Genomic DNA, 15,280 nt, shown 5'->3' on the forward strand with positions numbered 1-15,280 from the left:
TGCCGACTCTGGAATCGTGATCCCATGACCACACCGATCTATCAGGAAATCAAGGACTTCATCCTCGCGCGCATTCATGCCGGCGAGTGGGCGGAAGGCGACCAGGTGCCGTCGGAGAACGAACTGGCGCGCGAATTCAACGTCGCGCGGATGACCGTCAACCGCGCGCTGCGCGAACTGACCGCCGAGCAGGTGCTCACGCGCACGCGCGGCTCCGGCACGTACGTCGCATCTCCGAAGTACGAATCGACGCTCGTCGCGATCCGCAGCATCTCGGACGAAGTCGCCGCGCGCGGCCACGGCTATCGCGCGCAGGTGCTGCAGGTGGGCGCGGCCGTCGCCGATACGAAGCTCGCCGACGAGCTGCAGATCGACACGGGCAGCCCGATCTTCCATTCGCGCGTGCTGCACTTCGAGAACGACACGCCCGTGCAGCTCGAGGAACGCTGGGTCAATCCGGCCTGCGCGCCCGAGTATGCGTTGCAGGATTTCACGACCACGACCCCGAACCAGTACCTGACGCGTGTCGCGCCGCTGCAGCGCGTCGAATACCGGATCGAGGCCGCGATGCCCGACACCGAGACGCGCCGCCACCTGACGATGGACGACCGCGAACCCTGCCTGCTGCTGCATCGGCGCACGTGGTCGCAGGGGATGGTCGCGTCGGTCGCCAATCTGTGGCACCCGGGCAGCCGTTACCGGTTCACCGGGCATTTCTGAGGTCGATGCGCGGGCTTACCGCGCGCCCGGCCGCCCCCATCGCTCGATCGCGCTGACGGCCCGCTTCAACCCTTCCTCTTGCGCGACGCGCGCGCCGAGTTCCATCGCGCGCGCTTTCGTTTCGTCCCGTTCGGCAAACGCGATGGCCCGCGCCAGCGCGGCGGCGTCCATGCGCCGCCCCGCGACCGGCGCACCCGCCACGCCGAGCCGCTGCAGCCGGTTCGCCCAGAAGAACTGATCGCCCGCGAACGGCACGACGACCGACGGAATGCCGGCCCGCGCAGCCGAATGCGCGGTGCCCGATCCGCCGTGATGAAGCGCCATCGAGACGCGCGGGAACAGCCAGTCATGCGGTGTCTCGCCGATCACGTGAACGTGCGCCGGCAGCATCGATGCGTCGATGCCGCTCCAGCCCGGATAGAACAGCGCGCGGCGGCCGGCGAGCGCACGCGTAAGCGCCTCGACCATGGCGGCGCGATCGAAGCCGGCCATGCTGCCGAAACCGGCGTACACGGGCCGATCGCCCGCGTCGAGAAAGCCCGAAAGATCGGGCGGCGGCTCCCATGCACGCGCATCGATTCGCCACTGGCCGCAGGCCTGCACATTCGACGGCCAGTCGCCCGGGCCGCCAAGCAGCGCCGGCGACACGCCGTACAGCATCGGATGATCGGTCCACACATGCTTGCGCGGCGGCAACCCGCACACGCTCGCGCGCGCCGCATTCGTCGCCTTCCTGAACGCCTGCCACAACAGCGCATTCACGAGCCGGTGGCTCGCGCGGTTCAGCCAGCGCGGCAGCTTCCCCGGCGGCAGGAACGGCGACGCGAATGCCGCCGTGGGTGTGATCGGGATCATGCCGGCGCCGATCGCGGGCACACCGCGATACTCGGCGATCGACAAGCCGACGAACGACGCGAGTCCCGACACGAGGATCGCGTCGCAGCCTGCCGACGCGGCCGCGATTTCCCGCATCCATGCGGCCGTGTTCGCATTGGCGATCGCCGCGAGCGCCTTCGACGTGTCGTTGAAACCGCCACGCCCGCGCACCACATCCGCCAATGCGCCGTCCGGCGCGATCGCACGGCGGATATCGCCGGGCAACGGCGCCGACGGCACGCCGCGCGCGGCGGCCGCGCCGAGCGTCGCCGCATCGGCCAGCAGCCGGACCTCGTGGCCGGCATCGATCAGCGCACGGCCGAGCGCCGCGAGCGGGCGCGTGTCGCCTTCGGTGCCGTAGGTGGCGATGACGAGCTTCATGCGTGACTCCTCGAGCACGGCGTTAACGGGTGGATTCGTAAAAGTGCACGTCGTATACTAATGCAACTCGTGCACTTTCAGCCAATCCCTCGCCATGCCGACTCCGACCGACGATCCGGGCCGCCGCGCGCGCAAGCGCATCCAGATGCTTGCGCATCTCGCCGCCACCGGCGCACGCCTGTTCGACGCGCACGGCTACGAAGCCGTCACGATGGAACAGATCGCCGCGCAGGCCGATGTCGCGAAGCGCACGCTGTACAACCACTTTGCAACGAAGGAAGCCGTGCTCGCGCACTGGCTCGAAGGTGAACTCGCACGCGATCTCGCGCATCTGCAGCGCGACGTCGCGCGGCGCAAGACCTTCGCGTCACGCATCGGCTGCGTGCTCGATGCGTCGGCTGCGTGGTGCGAGCAGCATCCCGCCTACCTGCTTGCGTATTTGCGCCATCGTTTCCTGAGCATCGGCGCGGCCGAACCTGAAAGCGGCGGAGAGAACGGCGGCGATATCGCGCTCGTGTGGCGGCAACTGATCGCAGCCGGGCAACAATCCGGCGAACTGAACCGCGCGCTGCGCGCCGACCAGCTCGCGACATGGTTCCATCACCTGTATCTCGCGGCGATGCTGCGCTGGCTGACCGTGCCGGGGTTGTCGCTGAAACGGGAGTTCCAGGCGGTCGCGAAGCTGTTTGTCGAAGGCGCGGAAGCGAAAGACTGAGCGGCGCCGGCGGCCGGTCACGCGTTCACCGGATCGCAAGCGCCCGGGCACGACCGCGAGCCGCAAGCGCCCGATGCGGGCGACCGCCATTCCGCAGGCGACGAATATGGCGAATCCGGCGCATCCGGCAAAGACGGCGCGACAGATGCATCGCGCGGCTCAGATGCATTTTTACGACGAACGCATACATCGCATGCCAAATTTCCCGTGCAGCAGTATGCTGATGTCGTACGGCCGCGCACGACGCTTCGGGTAATCCCTTCGTTTGCACGTTGTCGCGCCGCCGTCGCGATCGCAATCATGCGTTGCAAGGAGGGATTCGTGATGACCACCACGCATCAGCATTTCCACCTCGAACTACGGCACGCCACCGCGCCGACCTATTTCATCAGCTACCTGTTTCCCGCCTTGCTGTTCGTTTACGAACTCCTGCGCGTCGGCCAATGGATCCGGGATCACGGGATGCAGTTCGCCGCGTTCAAGCAGATGGGTTACGAGTATCTGCTGATGCTGCTGTTCGTCGGGCTGCAGATCGTCGTCGAGGCGATCTTCCTGCTCGGCGCAGCGATGCGCAAGGATCATCGCGACTTCGAGCACCGGCTGCCGAACGTGGTCCTCGGGATCGGCTGCTCGATCGCGCTGCTCGCGATCGATCTCGCGATCCAGCTCGCGTTCTGATGACCGGCGGGCGCCTGCCCGCCGGCGGCGGCAGCGCTCAGGCGAGCGCGTCGCGCAGGAACGTCGTCACGGCGGCCAGCACGTCGCCGGTTCGCTCGCGGTGCGGCATGTGCCCGCACTGGCCGAGCAGCAGATACGACGACGGCCCCGCGACGCCCGCGGCGATCCGCTTCGGATGCACGTCGGACCCGTATTCGTCGTCTTCGCCGTGAATCGCGAGCGTCGCGCATGGCACGCGCGGCAATGCGTCGTCGAGATTCCAGTCGCGGAAAGCCGGCGACAGCCACGTGTCGACCCACGCGCGCAGCACCCATTCGGCCTTGTCGCCGTGATAGCGCGCGAGCCGGTCGAGCTGGCCCGGTTCGTCGAACTGCTGCGCCGCGCCGCGAATGCCGGCCAGCGTGCGATCCTCGACGAACGCCTGCGCGGCGATCGTCACGAGCGCGCGGCAACGCACCGGATGCGCGGCGGCGCACCCGACCGCCATCCCGCCGCCAACGCTGTGCCCGAGCGCGACGAACGCGCCGACGCCCAGTTGTTCGAGCAGCGCCGCGAACGCGTGATCGGCCTCGTCGCGCACGAACGTCGTGGCGAGTTTCCCCGGATGGCGATCGGAACGACCGAAGCCGAGGCGATCGTACGCGATCACGTCGCGCTGCGCGGCGCTCGCAAGCTGCGCGGGAAAGTCGCGCCACAGTTCGACGCAGCCCAGCGAATCGTGCAGCAGCACGATCGGTGCGGCCGGCTCGGGCGCGTACGGCTCAGGGGCGTACGGCTTCGCCGCCCCCGCCGCCTGTCGCGCCGGGCCGCCGCGCCAGCGTTTCGCGAAGAGGCGCCCTTGCGGCGTCTCGACGGTGGTCTCCTCGATCAGGATATCGGTCATGTGTCTGTCGTCTGCATGAAAGCGGCCGCTCCTCGGCGGCCGTATCGGATCCCGCGATGCTGGCCCGCGCCCGCACACGGCGTCAAGCATGCCCCCACCGCCCGCGCGTTCATTCGGGCTGCGGCGGCAGATACTCCATCTGCGCCTCGTCGTACAGCCGGTAGATCAGCGCCTGCATCGCGCGGATGTCCTCCGATTCGTCGAGCATCCGCATGCTCATGATGATGGGCGACACGAGGTTCGGATCGTCGAGCGGCTTGTAGCTGATGTCGTCGCGCTTCAGGCCGTACACGCTGTGCGGCACGACCGACACGCCCTCGCCCATCGCGACGAGGCCGAGCGCGATCTGCAGTTCGCGCGTCTCGTAGATCTTGCGCGGCTGCAGCGCCCGGTCGTGAAAGGCCGCGAGCACCTGGTCCGCATAGCTCGGGCGCGGCGCCTTCGGAAAGATGATCAGCGTGTCGTTCACGAGATCGTGCAGCGACAGCACGGGCTTCGCGCTGTCGAGCACATGGCCGACCGGCAGCGCGACGATCATCCGCTCCTCGCGCAGCACGACGCGCCGCACGCTCGGATCCTCGTGGCGGATGCGCCCGAACCCGACGTCGATGCGCCCTTCCTTCAGCGCCTTGATCTGGTCCATCGTCGACATCTCGTGCAGGCTCAGCTCGACGGCCGGGTATTCGCTGCGAAAGCGCCGGATGATCTTCGGCAGCATCCCGTACAGCGTCGAACCGACGAAGCCGACCGACATGCTGCGCTCGATCTTGCCGACCCGCTTCGTCATCGATTCAAGCTCGGCCGTCTGCGCGAGCAGCTGCACCGCGTGCGAATAGAAGAAGCGTCCCGCGTCGGTCAGCTTCAGCGGCCGCGCGTTGCGCTCGAACAGCGGCACGCCGAGCGCTTCCTCGAGCTGCTGGATCTGCCGGCTCAGCGGCGGCTGCGCGATATGCAGCCGCTCGGCCGCCCGCGTGAAATTCCGCTCTTCGGCGACCGCGACGAAGTAGCGGACGTGTCTCAACTCCATGTTCGATGCCTCCCGGACAACGATCCGGCGCTCAACCCCGGCCGGATGATGTCGTCACGATACCGCAGGCGGCGCAAACCGCCCCGCGCCGCGCCAAGCAAAAACGGGAAGCCCGCGAGCTTCCCGTTGTTTCATCGACGCCGCGGCGCGGCGGCGCAACGCGCCGTCCGTCACACCTCGGTCGCATAGAGCGCGTCGCGCTGCGCGTCGCTCAGCGAGTCGAGCGGCACGTCCGGCAGTTTGTAGCAGATCATCGTGCCGTACAGCTCGGCGAGGCAATTGCTGCCGGCGTCGAGCGCGTAGCCGTCCTCGCCGTCCGGAGCCGGCGGGTACACTTCGCGCCACGCGTTGATCGCGGCTTCGAGTCGCACGATGGAAACGGGTTCGGCCTTCCGCTCGGCGGGTGATGCGCTCATGGATTCCTCTGGGTTGCGCGCTCCGCGGGCCGTATCGGCCCGGATGGAACGATGAAAACGCCGGGCCGCGCGCCGGCCGCCGCACGCCGCGCGCGCCGGATGCCGATCCGCGCTGCGCGCCTCGCGCCGGCCGGGCCGTGGCCCGGTAGGGTCGGGCAATATAACCGGCTTTGACCCCGTGCAGGCAAAAGCCGGGCAAAAAAAACGGGAAGCGCGAGGCTTCCCGTTTCGTCGTCTGTCACGCGGCCAGATGCCGCGCCCGCGTCAGCTCGCGGTTTCGCGGTTCACCACCGGCTGCCGCTGCGCGCCGCGGCTTGCGGCGATCCACGGCGCGATTTCCATGTCTTCGTAGCGCACGAAACGGCTCTTCTTCAGGACCCGGAAGCCGAGCCACACGACGAGGAACAGCGGAATGCCGACGTAGGTCGCGGCCACGCCGGCCCAGTCGATCCGGTTCGCGAGGAACGCCTGATAATCCTGCCCGAGCGCGATCACGAGGCACAGCACGAACGCGAACAGCGGGCCGAACGGGAACCACTTCGACTGGTACGGCAACTGGTCGAGCGCGTAGCCCTGCTTCACGTAGCCCTTGCGGAACCGGTAGTGGCTGACGGCGATGCCGAGCCACGCGATGAAGCCCGTCATCCCGGACGTGTTCAGCAGCCACAGGTACACGGTCTTGTCGCCGTACAGCGACGTGAAGAAGCACAAGGCGCCGACGGCCGTCGTCGCGTACAGCGCATTGCGCGGCACGCCGCCGCGCGACAGTTTCGCGAAGATCTTCGGCGCACGGCCTTCGGTCGCGAGGTTGTAGAGCATTCGCGTGGACGCGTACATGCCCGAGTTGCCGGCCGACAGCACGGCCGTCAGGATCACCGCGTTCATCACGCCGGCGGCAAACGCGAGGCCGGCGTGGCGGAACACCAGCGTGAACGGGCTCACGCCGATGTCGGTGACGTCCGTCTTCAGCAGGTTCGGGTCGGTATAGGGGATCAGCACGCCGATCACGAAGATCGCGAACACGTAGAACAGCAGGATGCGCCAGAACACCTGGCGCACCGCGCGCGGGATCGTCGTGCGCGGGTTTTCCGATTCGCCGGCCGCGACGCCGATCAGCTCGGTGCCCTGGAACGAGAAGCCCGCGATCATCGCGACGCCCATCAGCGCCGGCAGGCCGCCCGCGAACGGTGCGTCGCCGATCGTCAGGTTGCCCCAGCCGTTACTCGGCGCCCCTTTCAGAATGCCGAAGATCATCAGCAGGCCGACGCCGATGAACGCGACCACGGTGACGACCTTGATCAGCGCGAACCAGTATTCGGCTTCGCCGAAGCCGCGCACGGTCAGCGCGTTGAGCAGGAACATCACGCCGAGGAACGCCGCGCTCCACCACACGCCCGGCACGTCCGGAAACCAGTAGTGCATCACGAGCTGCGCGGCGACGAGCTCCACCGCGATCGTCACGGCCCAGTTGTACCAGTAGTTCCAGCCAAGCGCGAAGCCGAAGCCTTCGTCCACGTATTTCGCGCCGTAGGTCGCGAACGAGCCCGACACCGGCATGAACGCGGCCATCTCGCCCAGGCTCGTCATCAGGAAATAGACCATCAGGCCGATCGCCATGTACGCGACCATCGCGCCGCCGGGGCCGGCCTGCGAGATCGACGCGCCGGACGCGACGAACAGGCCCGTGCCGATCGAGCCGCCGATGGCGATCATCGTCAGGTGGCGCGCCTTCAGCGCGCGATGAAGCTTGGGTGGGTTCGCTGGCGAACCGGGTGGGTCGGATTTCGGAATGGCGGACATAAACAAGACTGACGTTGAGCGGGCCGGCATCCGTAGCCGGCGCATGCGGAATCGGAGCGCGGGGCGCGTCCTGCGATCCATTCGATGCGGCCCCGATACGCGTTGCGCGGCGGGCGCCTGCGGCGAAGCGCGGATTCTACCTGATTCGTCACGGGGTCAGCTCAGGTGCCGCCGCCCGCCGCCGCCGCGGAGATTTCGCAGAATCAAGGGGTTGGCCGCGCCGAACCGGGCCGTTGCCGCAGGCCGGCTCAAAAACCCCGCGCGACCCGATGGTTATCCGGTACGCCGATCCGCCCGGCGTTTCTCTACTGTCCCGTCGCAATCCTCCCGATACCGCGTCAGCATTCATAATCACGGGGTAATCACGGGATTATTCAGACAATACAACCGATATCGACGATTGATTCAAATCAAATCATGTGCAAGTTAAGCAGTAATGATGCGTAACGCTCCTGAATCGCTGTATCTGCATGCATGTTTTGCATGCGCACGCGAATGTCAGGAATTCGCGAGATAATGCGGCTCGATTCAAAATAAACAGCGTACGGAATCGCCAACGACGCGAAAATCCGCCGCCCGCCACCCTCGAGGATGAAGTCATTCACGCTGCCCGCCGCGCTGCGACGCCATACCGCGTCGATCGTGGCACGCATTCTGTCACCCCGCGGCGTGCTCGTTGCGGGGATCGTGCTGCTGATGTTCAGCTGGGGGCTTTCCACGTCGCTTTTAATCGAGACGCGGCGCGATGCATATGACCATGCGGTCGAAAATGCTCGCAACCTGATGCTGCTGATCGAACGCGATATCGCACGCAATATCGAACTCTACGATTTGTCGCTGCAGAACGTCGTCGACGGCATTGCCGACCCGGAACTGATGGCCTTGCCGCCGCGCCAGCGCCACCGGCTGCTGTTCGACCGCGCGGCGACCGGCGAGTATCTCGGGTCGATCTTCGTGGTGGATGCGCAGGGCAATATCGTGATCGATTCGAGCGCGTCGCCCGCGCGGCAAGGCAATTTCGCCGACCGCGACTATTTCGCCGTGCATCGCGACGGGCTCGCGCAGGGCCTCTACATCAGCAAGCCGTATGCCGCCCGGCTACGCGGCGGCGCATTGACGATCGCCCTCAGCCGCCGGATCAACCGGCCCGACGGCACGTTCGCCGGCATCGTCGCCGGTACGCTCAGCGTCGACTATTTCCGCGCGCTGCTCGACGGCCTCGCGGTCGGCAAGCACGGCAGCGCGGCGATCGTCGAGGACAACGGCACGCTCGTGTCGCGCCTGCCGTACGACCCGCATGTGGTCGGCCTCGACCTGCACGACTCGGCGCTCTTCATCGACGCGCAGCGCGCCCGCGACGGCGCGCTGACCGGGGTCGGCGCGATCGACGGCATCCGGCGCATCTATGTTTACAAGCATCTCGCCGGCCTGCCGCTGATCGTCGACGTCGCGCCCGCCGAGATCGACGTCGACGCGTCGTGGCACCACCGCGCGATCTGGACCGTCGTGCTGATGTGCCTGTTCACCGGGTTCATCGCGTGGGGTTCGCTGGCGCTGTCGCGCGAGCTCAGGCGCCGGCAGGTCGCCGAATCGAAGCTGTACCGGCTCGCGCACACCGATGCGCTGACGGGCCTCGACAATCGCGGCACGTTCGACACGGTGCTCGCGAAGGAGGCGCAGCGCGCGTCGCGCAGCGGCCGCCCGCTGTCGGTGCTGTTCGTCGACGTCGATCACTTCAAGGCGTTCAACGACTACTACGGCCACCCGGCCGGCGACGACGTGCTGCGGCGCGTCGCGCAGACCGCATCGCACTGCCTGCGCCGCGACAGCGATCACGTCGCGCGCTATGGCGGCGAGGAATTCGTCGTCACGCTGCCCGACACCGACGCGCAAGGCGCGGTGACCGTCGCCGAGAGCATCCGGCGCGCGATCGTGGCGCTCGGCATCGAGCACGCGAAAAGCCCGTACGGGCGCGTGACCGCCAGCATCGGCGCGGCCACCTCCGCCGGCGGCCGCCTGAACGCCGCGACGCTGCTGCGGCGTGCCGACGAGGCGCTGTACCGCGCGAAGTCCGGGGGCCGCAACCGCGTGCTGGAGGCGCAGCCGAGCACCACCGACGCATGACGCCACCCTGACGTGACGTGAAGCCGCGCGGCCGCCGGCCGGGCCGGATGACCGCGCCATGGACAGCCCTCCCGCGTTCGGCTAGCGTTACGTCTGCTGCGCATGCGGCGCGGCGCCGGCCCGCGCAGGCCGCCATGCGCGTTCCGGCCACTCCAGCTCCACCATGACCACCCCGCTCCCTGCCCGGCTGCCGCCGCTCCTGCGCAACGGGCTTCGCCCGCTGCTCGACCCGTATCGCCGCTACCGGCACGCGAAGCTGATCCATGCGGCGCGCGTCTCGCTCGCGATTCTCGTGTCGATCGCGCTGTCCACCGGCCTGAACGTGCCGCACGGCGAGTGGTCGACGATTACCGTGCTGATCGTCGTCGGCGGGCTGCAACATCACGGCAACATCCGCAAGAAGGCCGCCGAGCGCGCGCTCGGCACGTCGATCGGCGCGCTCGCGGGGCTCGGGCTGATCCTGCTGTATTCGTTCGTGCACGCACCGCTCGCGATCTACGTGCTGATGGCGCTCGCGTGCGGCATCTGCGCGTATCACGCGATCGGCAAGGCCGGCTATATCGCGCTGCTGTCGGCGATCACGATGGTGATCGTCGCCGGGCACGGCGACAACGAGATCGTCGACGGCCTGTGGCGCGCGGTGAACGTGCTGACCGGCATCGCGATCGCGCTCGCGTTTTCGTTCGCGCTGCCGCTGTATGCCACCTACTCGTGGCGCTACAAGCTCGCCGACGCGCTGCGCGCGTGCGCGGCCGTGCATGCGCGGCTCGCCGGCGACCGCCCGATCGGCGACGACGCGCACCTGAAGGAAATGGCCGCGCTGAGCGCGCTGCTCGTGCAGCTGCGCTCGCTGATGCCGTCGGTGTCGAAAGAATGCGAGACGTCGATGGCACAGCTCGAGGCGATCCAGCGCAGCCTGCGCCTGTGCATCGGCTATCTGGAGATCCTGTCGAGCGCGGTGCCGGCCCGCGACGACATCGCGGCCCGCGAATACATGCGCGTCGCCATGAAGGGCATGAACCGGCGCATCCGCGACACGCTGGTCGGCGCGAGCCGCGCGCTCAAGTTCGGCACGCCGAGCCGGCTCTCGCCGCGCCGCCGGCCGGCCGACCCGCCGCACGACGCGCCGCCGCCGCAGGTGTCCGGCTACGTGTCGATCACGGCCAAGCTGGCCGGGGAAGTCGATCAACTGCGCGAGAAGCTGCTCGACACCGCGCGGTCGTGGAATATCTGACGTTCGCGGGATGCCGGGCTTTCCGGGCCTCGTACGCCAATCTTTCAAATTCCCTTCAGCGCAGCAGCCCGGCATCCTGGCGATAGCGCCTACGCCGTTCGATCGATCCGGCCCCGGAAATGCGGCCCGCGACGGCGCGCCCGCGGCGGTTTCGACCGCCGCCCGGCCCCGATCCGCACCGTGTTCTCCACCCGGTTAACCGCCCGTCAGGCCCGCCGCGACAGGCTCGACGACGGTTCCGCGCAAAAATCAACCCTTGCCCCAACCTTCCGGACAGCCGATACTCGCATATTCCGCGAAATACGATCCCACCGGCTTCAATCCACGGTAATTCCTATGAGCACGATTCTCGAAAGCCTCCCGACCGGCCAGAAGGTCGGTATCGCCTTCTCCGGCGGCCTGGACACCAGCGCAGCGCTGCACTGGATGAAACTCAAGGGCGCCGTCCCGTACGCATACACGGCGAACCTCGGCCAGCCCGACGAAGACGATTACGACGCGATCCCGAAACGCGCGATCGAATACGGCGCAGCCGGCGCCCGCCTGATCGACTGCCGCGCGCAGCTCGTCGCCGAAGGCATCGCCGCGCTGCAAAGCGGCGCGTTCCACATCACGACGGCCGGCGTCACGTACTTCAACACCACGCCGATCGGCCGCGCCGTGACGGGCACGATGCTCGTCGCCGCGATGAAGGAAGACGGCGTCAACATCTGGGGCGACGGCAGCACGTACAAGGGCAACGACATCGAGCGCTTCTACCGCTACGGCCTGCTCGTGAACCCGGATCTGAAGATCTACAAGCCGTGGCTCGACCAGACGTTCATCGACGAGCTCGGCGGCCGTGCCGAAATGTCCGAATTCATGAACCAGGCCGGTTTCGCGTACAAGATGTCGGCCGAGAAGGCCTATTCGACCGATTCGAACCTGCTCGGCGCGACGCACGAGGCGAAGGATCTCGAAAGCCTCGAAAGCGGCATCAAGATCGTGAACCCGATCATGGGCGTCGCGTTCTGGCGCGACGACGTGAAGATCGCCGCGGAAGAAGTGACGGTGCGCTTCGAAGCCGGCCAGCCGGTCGCGCTGAACGGCGTCGAGTTCACCGACCCGGTCGAGCTGCTGCTGGAAGCGAACCGCATCGGCGGCCGCCATGGCCTCGGCATGAGCGACCAGATCGAGAACCGGATCATCGAGGCGAAGAGCCGCGGCATCTATGAAGCCCCGGGCCTCGCGCTGCTGTACATCGCGTACGAGCGTCTCGTCACCGGCATCCACAACGAAGACACGATCGAGCAGTACCGCGAGAACGGCCGCCGCCTCGGCCGCCTGCTGTACCAGGGCCGCTGGTTCGACCCGCAGGCGATCATGCTGCGTGAAACCGCGCAGCGCTGGGTGGCACGCGCGATCACCGGCGAAGTGAAGATCGAACTGCGCCGCGGCAACGACTACTCGATCCTGAGCACGAAGTCGCCGAACCTCACGTATCAGCCGGAGCGCCTGTCGATGGAGAAGGTGGCGTCGACGTTCTCGCCGCGCGACCGGATCGGCCAGCTGACGATGCGCAACCTCGACATCACCGATACGCGCGACAAGCTGCGCGTTTATACGCAGGTCGGTTTGCTCACGCCGGGTGAATCGTCGGCGTTGCCGCAGATCAAGGGCGATAGCGGCGAGTAAGCCGGTCGCTTTCGCGAGCGGCCGGGCGGCGTGACAACCGCCCGGCTGCGTGCAGTACTCCCCTCCCGCTTTTTCTCTCAAGCACTGCCGGATTCGCAGCGCGTATCGCGACGATCCTGCGGCGCGTCAAAGTTTTTTCGACGCCGTGGCCGTCGCAGGGGCTGCAGGCGTCGTCATCGTCGTGGAAGCAGTGGCCGGCGCCGGCGTACGTGCCAGATCCTGACCGATCATGTCCGCGACCGACTTCTCGCACGACTTGATCCCCTCCACCGACTTGTCGAAATTCTTCTCGAGATCGCTGAAGCTGCCGTACGTGTAAGCGAAATCGCTGTCGATGTGCACGCTGTTCGCCTTGATGTCGTAGCCGCACGCGAACGTCTTGTAATAGATGTCCTGCTTCGTCTTCGCGTCGAGAATGCGCGCGCGGATAACGACCCACGGGATGTAGTCGGGCCGGTTGGGCGGCGAGACATAGCCGAACGACGTGAACCACACGTTCATGATCGCATCCGCGTCAGTCTGGATCGCGGAGTAGTCGTCCGACTTGCCGTCATCGGCAAGCTTCACCTTCTGGCCGTCCAGCTTCACGACCTGATAGCCGTTGCCGGTGAGGCGGCCCGTGACGCCGTCCGCGATGTCCGGTGCGAATACGATCTTGCCGGTGGCCACGCGATCCGTGTAGGTGCTCGTATGGCTCGCGTTGACGGCGGTTTGCGCCAGTGCTCCGATCAGACCGAACCCGCCCGCCGCGCCGCCGAGATTGACGACCGCGACACGCTTCGGCTCGTTGACTTCGAGGATGGCGATCGAATGCAGATTCTGACGCGCTTCGGCATTCATGTCGGTGTTCGGCAACGTGACGCAGCCGGACAGCAGCGTTGCGACCAGGCCGCAACCGAGCAGGGTGGCGTTGGATGAGTTCTTCATTGAGTGAATTGGCTTTCGTTGTTGACGGAACGTTTTCGTCGGGCCGTCGCACGCGGCGTGTGAAAGCGCCGCGTGCGAGCAGGCCGTGCGTTTATTGCTTGATCACCTGGCCGTATGCGACAAAGCTGTAATCGGCCGCGCGCAGCACGTACAGGATCGATCGCTGGAAGCCGTTGGTCCCCTTGATCGGCACGAACATGATTGCCGCGCTCCCCGACAGCGGAACGCCGGCCGGCAGTTTGCAGCCCGTCGAGGCGGAAGCCGTCACCGTCATGTCGTACATGTTCTGGTTCGAGCCGGGCGTGGAAAGCAGCAGTGTGCCGGTCAGGTTGCAGCCGCTCAGCGTGCCTGTCAGTGAGCCGCCCGATGGAATTGCGAACGACGCGTTCGTAGTCGCCCAGGTGCCCACCACGCTGTCCTGCGTGACGCTGAGTGCGTTCGCGGCGTTGTAGGTCCACGTGAAGTTCGATGCCGTACCGCCTCGGCTGATCGTGCCGGACAACGTCTGCTTCGCGCTGTAAGCACCGGAGCCGGAGTCGATTTTGGTGATCAACCCGGCCGAGCCGAAATTGACGCCCGAACCGAGCGACCACGTCGCGCCGTTGACCGTCAGGCTCGCGAAATCCTCGGACATCACGAACGATCCCAGCAGATTGAGCGTGGTCAGGTTGTTGTGCGGATCGACCAGGGCGATGGTCGAGTAACCCAGGTTGCCGGATTCCGTCCAGATCCCGATCGGGCTGCTCGCGGTTGCGGCAGTCGAACCGGCTTGCGGGTTCGTCAGGCTGGGCAGCGCCTCGCCGACCGTCACCGGCTGCGACGAGGCGACCGGCGCGCTCGCCGGCTGTGCCGCGAGCGGCGTGGATGCGACGACCGGTGCGCTGGCTGCGTTATCGGTGCCGCCGGTCTTTGCGGGCGTGCCGCTGCCTGCGTTCGACGAGCCGTCACCGCCGCCGCAACCCGCGACGACGAATACCGAAATGGCGGCTGCCGCCAGCAGATAAAGGGAATGCTTGTTCAATTCAATCCTCGATTTTTTTGGTGCGTTTTTTTTAGTGGTTCAGATTCGAATCGCGTTACTTTTCCGGTGTGTTGCGGGGGCCTCCTCGAGCGATGTTGGATGCGTGGTGTGATGTGTCGGGGAAGGACGACGAAGCGGTCGTCGCTTGCCGGATATTCGGCACGACGGACACGAGCGGGGAGGTGGGGTCGCGCGGGATCGCGCACGCAGTGGTGAGAACCGCATGCAGCAGGCATGCCGGCAAGGCAACAGCGCAGCGCGCGCCAGCCCCCGGTCGGTGCATGCCATCTTCTGATACTGCGCGCGGCTTCGCCGGCCGGGCGCCCCCTCGGTTATCTGGTCGTGTGGTTTGGTTTTACGGCTCTGGTAATACTTTTTTTGAGCTACTGAGGTAGGGTAACGGCGGTGGTGGGGATTTCTTTAGGGAGTTTTGTCGAGGGAATTTTCCAGGGGCTTTGTTCGGGAGCCCCCCTTCCCGCCCGGACGCAGGGCCAAGCAATGTGGTTAATCCGCGTGAACCGGACGAACCGAGCACTCTCACGAATGCTTCGTGAAGGGCCCCTCAAAGTCGGCTCGACCCCCGCTGATATTGAAGCGCGCGAAGCACTGGTTCGAATCGTTGGCGGAAGGCAAGCGTGAGATCGAGGCTTGGCGCCGCGACTATAGTGATATGCGACCTCACATGGCGCTCAAGGAGTTAACGCCGGGTAAATGCGCTGTCCAAGAAATCCAAGCGGTTCAAATTCTCCAACCTCAGCGTGACATCGCGTCGGGTCATGTAGGGACAAGTCCAAGCCTATCGAA

The 15,280-nt window shown here is 66.6% G+C and carries 14 protein-coding genes and 1 pseudogene; 7 read left to right on the forward strand and 8 right to left on the reverse strand.

Annotated elements, in window-relative coordinates; translation table 11 throughout:
• The first annotated feature begins 24 nt into the window (after window positions 1-24).
• The gene (hutC, locus tag HWX36_RS11410; RefSeq protein ID WP_174938882.1) at window positions 25-720 is read left to right on the forward strand and encodes a histidine utilization repressor; all 696 of its coding nucleotides are present in this window, start codon (window positions 25-27) and stop codon (window positions 718-720) included.
• A 15-nt stretch (window positions 721-735) separates the two neighbouring features.
• Here the strand turns inward: hutC and HWX36_RS11415 are convergent, their stop codons facing one another.
• Entirely contained in the window at window positions 736-1,977 is a 1,242-nt protein-coding gene (locus HWX36_RS11415) for a glycosyltransferase (RefSeq protein ID WP_175952221.1), read from the reverse strand.
• Window positions 1,978-2,071: 94 nt separating this feature from the next.
• On the opposite strand from HWX36_RS11415, the gene HWX36_RS11420 reads away from it, so the two are divergent.
• On the forward strand, window positions 2,072-2,692 hold the full coding sequence (locus HWX36_RS11420; RefSeq protein ID WP_175952222.1) for a TetR/AcrR family transcriptional regulator: 621 nt from the start codon (window positions 2,072-2,074) through the stop codon (window positions 2,690-2,692).
• Window positions 2,693-3,016: 324 nt separating this feature from the next.
• Window positions 3,017-3,370, forward strand: a complete 354-nt coding sequence (locus HWX36_RS11425; RefSeq protein ID WP_175952223.1) for a hypothetical protein — start codon at window positions 3,017-3,019, stop codon at window positions 3,368-3,370.
• Between the two features lie 37 nt (window positions 3,371-3,407).
• On the opposite strand, the gene HWX36_RS11430 is transcribed toward HWX36_RS11425, so the two are convergent.
• The 5 genes from HWX36_RS11430 to HWX36_RS11450 all read right to left on the reverse strand — a co-directional run bounded on the left by HWX36_RS11430 (window position 3,408) and on the right by HWX36_RS11450 (window position 8,149).
• Window positions 3,408-4,253 carry an alpha/beta hydrolase gene (locus HWX36_RS11430; RefSeq protein WP_175952224.1) on the reverse strand — a complete coding sequence of 282 codons (846 nt, stop codon included), beginning with the start codon at window positions 4,251-4,253 and terminating at the stop codon, window positions 3,408-3,410.
• Between the two features lie 109 nt (window positions 4,254-4,362).
• Window positions 4,363-5,280, reverse strand: coding sequence for a LysR family transcriptional regulator (locus tag HWX36_RS11435; RefSeq protein ID WP_175952225.1), 918 nt, complete (start codon window positions 5,278-5,280; stop codon window positions 4,363-4,365).
• Window positions 5,281-5,450: 170 nt separating this feature from the next.
• Complete coding sequence (locus HWX36_RS11440; protein ID WP_175952226.1) at window positions 5,451-5,696, reverse strand: DUF3717 domain-containing protein; 246 nt, start codon at window positions 5,694-5,696, stop codon at window positions 5,451-5,453.
• A 264-nt stretch (window positions 5,697-5,960) separates the two neighbouring features.
• Window positions 5,961-7,496 (reverse strand): amino acid permease, encoded by a 1,536-nt coding sequence (locus HWX36_RS11445; protein WP_175952227.1) that lies wholly within the window; start codon window positions 7,494-7,496, stop codon window positions 5,961-5,963.
• 410 nt (window positions 7,497-7,906) lie between these two features.
• On the reverse strand, window positions 7,907-8,149 hold the full coding sequence (locus HWX36_RS11450) for a hypothetical protein (RefSeq protein WP_175952196.1): 243 nt from the start codon (window positions 8,147-8,149) through the stop codon (window positions 7,907-7,909).
• On the opposite strand from HWX36_RS11450, the gene HWX36_RS11455 reads away from it, so the two are divergent.
• The 3 genes from HWX36_RS11455 (at window position 8,088) to argG (ending at window position 12,528) form a co-directional block, all read left to right on the forward strand.
• The gene (locus HWX36_RS11455; protein ID WP_175952228.1) at window positions 8,088-9,620 is read left to right on the forward strand and encodes a sensor domain-containing diguanylate cyclase; all 1,533 of its coding nucleotides are present in this window, start codon (window positions 8,088-8,090) and stop codon (window positions 9,618-9,620) included. The two genes, HWX36_RS11450 and HWX36_RS11455, sit on opposite strands and share 62 nt — an antisense overlap.
• Window positions 9,621-9,783: 163 nt before the next feature.
• The gene (locus tag HWX36_RS11460; RefSeq protein ID WP_175952229.1) at window positions 9,784-10,854 is read left to right on the forward strand and encodes an FUSC family protein; all 1,071 of its coding nucleotides are present in this window, start codon (window positions 9,784-9,786) and stop codon (window positions 10,852-10,854) included.
• A 336-nt stretch (window positions 10,855-11,190) separates the two neighbouring features.
• Complete coding sequence (gene argG / locus HWX36_RS11465) at window positions 11,191-12,528, forward strand: argininosuccinate synthase (RefSeq protein WP_175952230.1); 1,338 nt, start codon at window positions 11,191-11,193, stop codon at window positions 12,526-12,528.
• A 126-nt stretch (window positions 12,529-12,654) separates the two neighbouring features.
• On the opposite strand, the gene HWX36_RS11470 is transcribed toward argG, so the two are convergent.
• Window positions 12,655-13,455, reverse strand: a complete 801-nt coding sequence (locus HWX36_RS11470) for a hypothetical protein (protein ID WP_175952231.1) — start codon at window positions 13,453-13,455, stop codon at window positions 12,655-12,657.
• 91 nt (window positions 13,456-13,546) lie between these two features.
• Window positions 13,547-14,476, reverse strand: coding sequence for a hypothetical protein (locus HWX36_RS11475; RefSeq protein WP_244136383.1), 930 nt, complete (start codon window positions 14,474-14,476; stop codon window positions 13,547-13,549).
• 604 nt (window positions 14,477-15,080) lie between these two features.
• On the opposite strand from HWX36_RS11475, the pseudogene HWX36_RS11480 reads away from it, so the two are divergent.
• Window positions 15,081-15,200 (forward strand): annotated as a pseudogene (locus tag HWX36_RS11480) (integrase core domain-containing protein); the annotation flags it as partial.
• Window positions 15,201-15,280: the final 80 nt, after the last annotated feature.

It is taken from the genome of Burkholderia sp. BCC0405 (assembly GCF_902833075.1).
GTDB lineage: Bacteria > Pseudomonadota > Gammaproteobacteria > Burkholderiales > Burkholderiaceae > Burkholderia.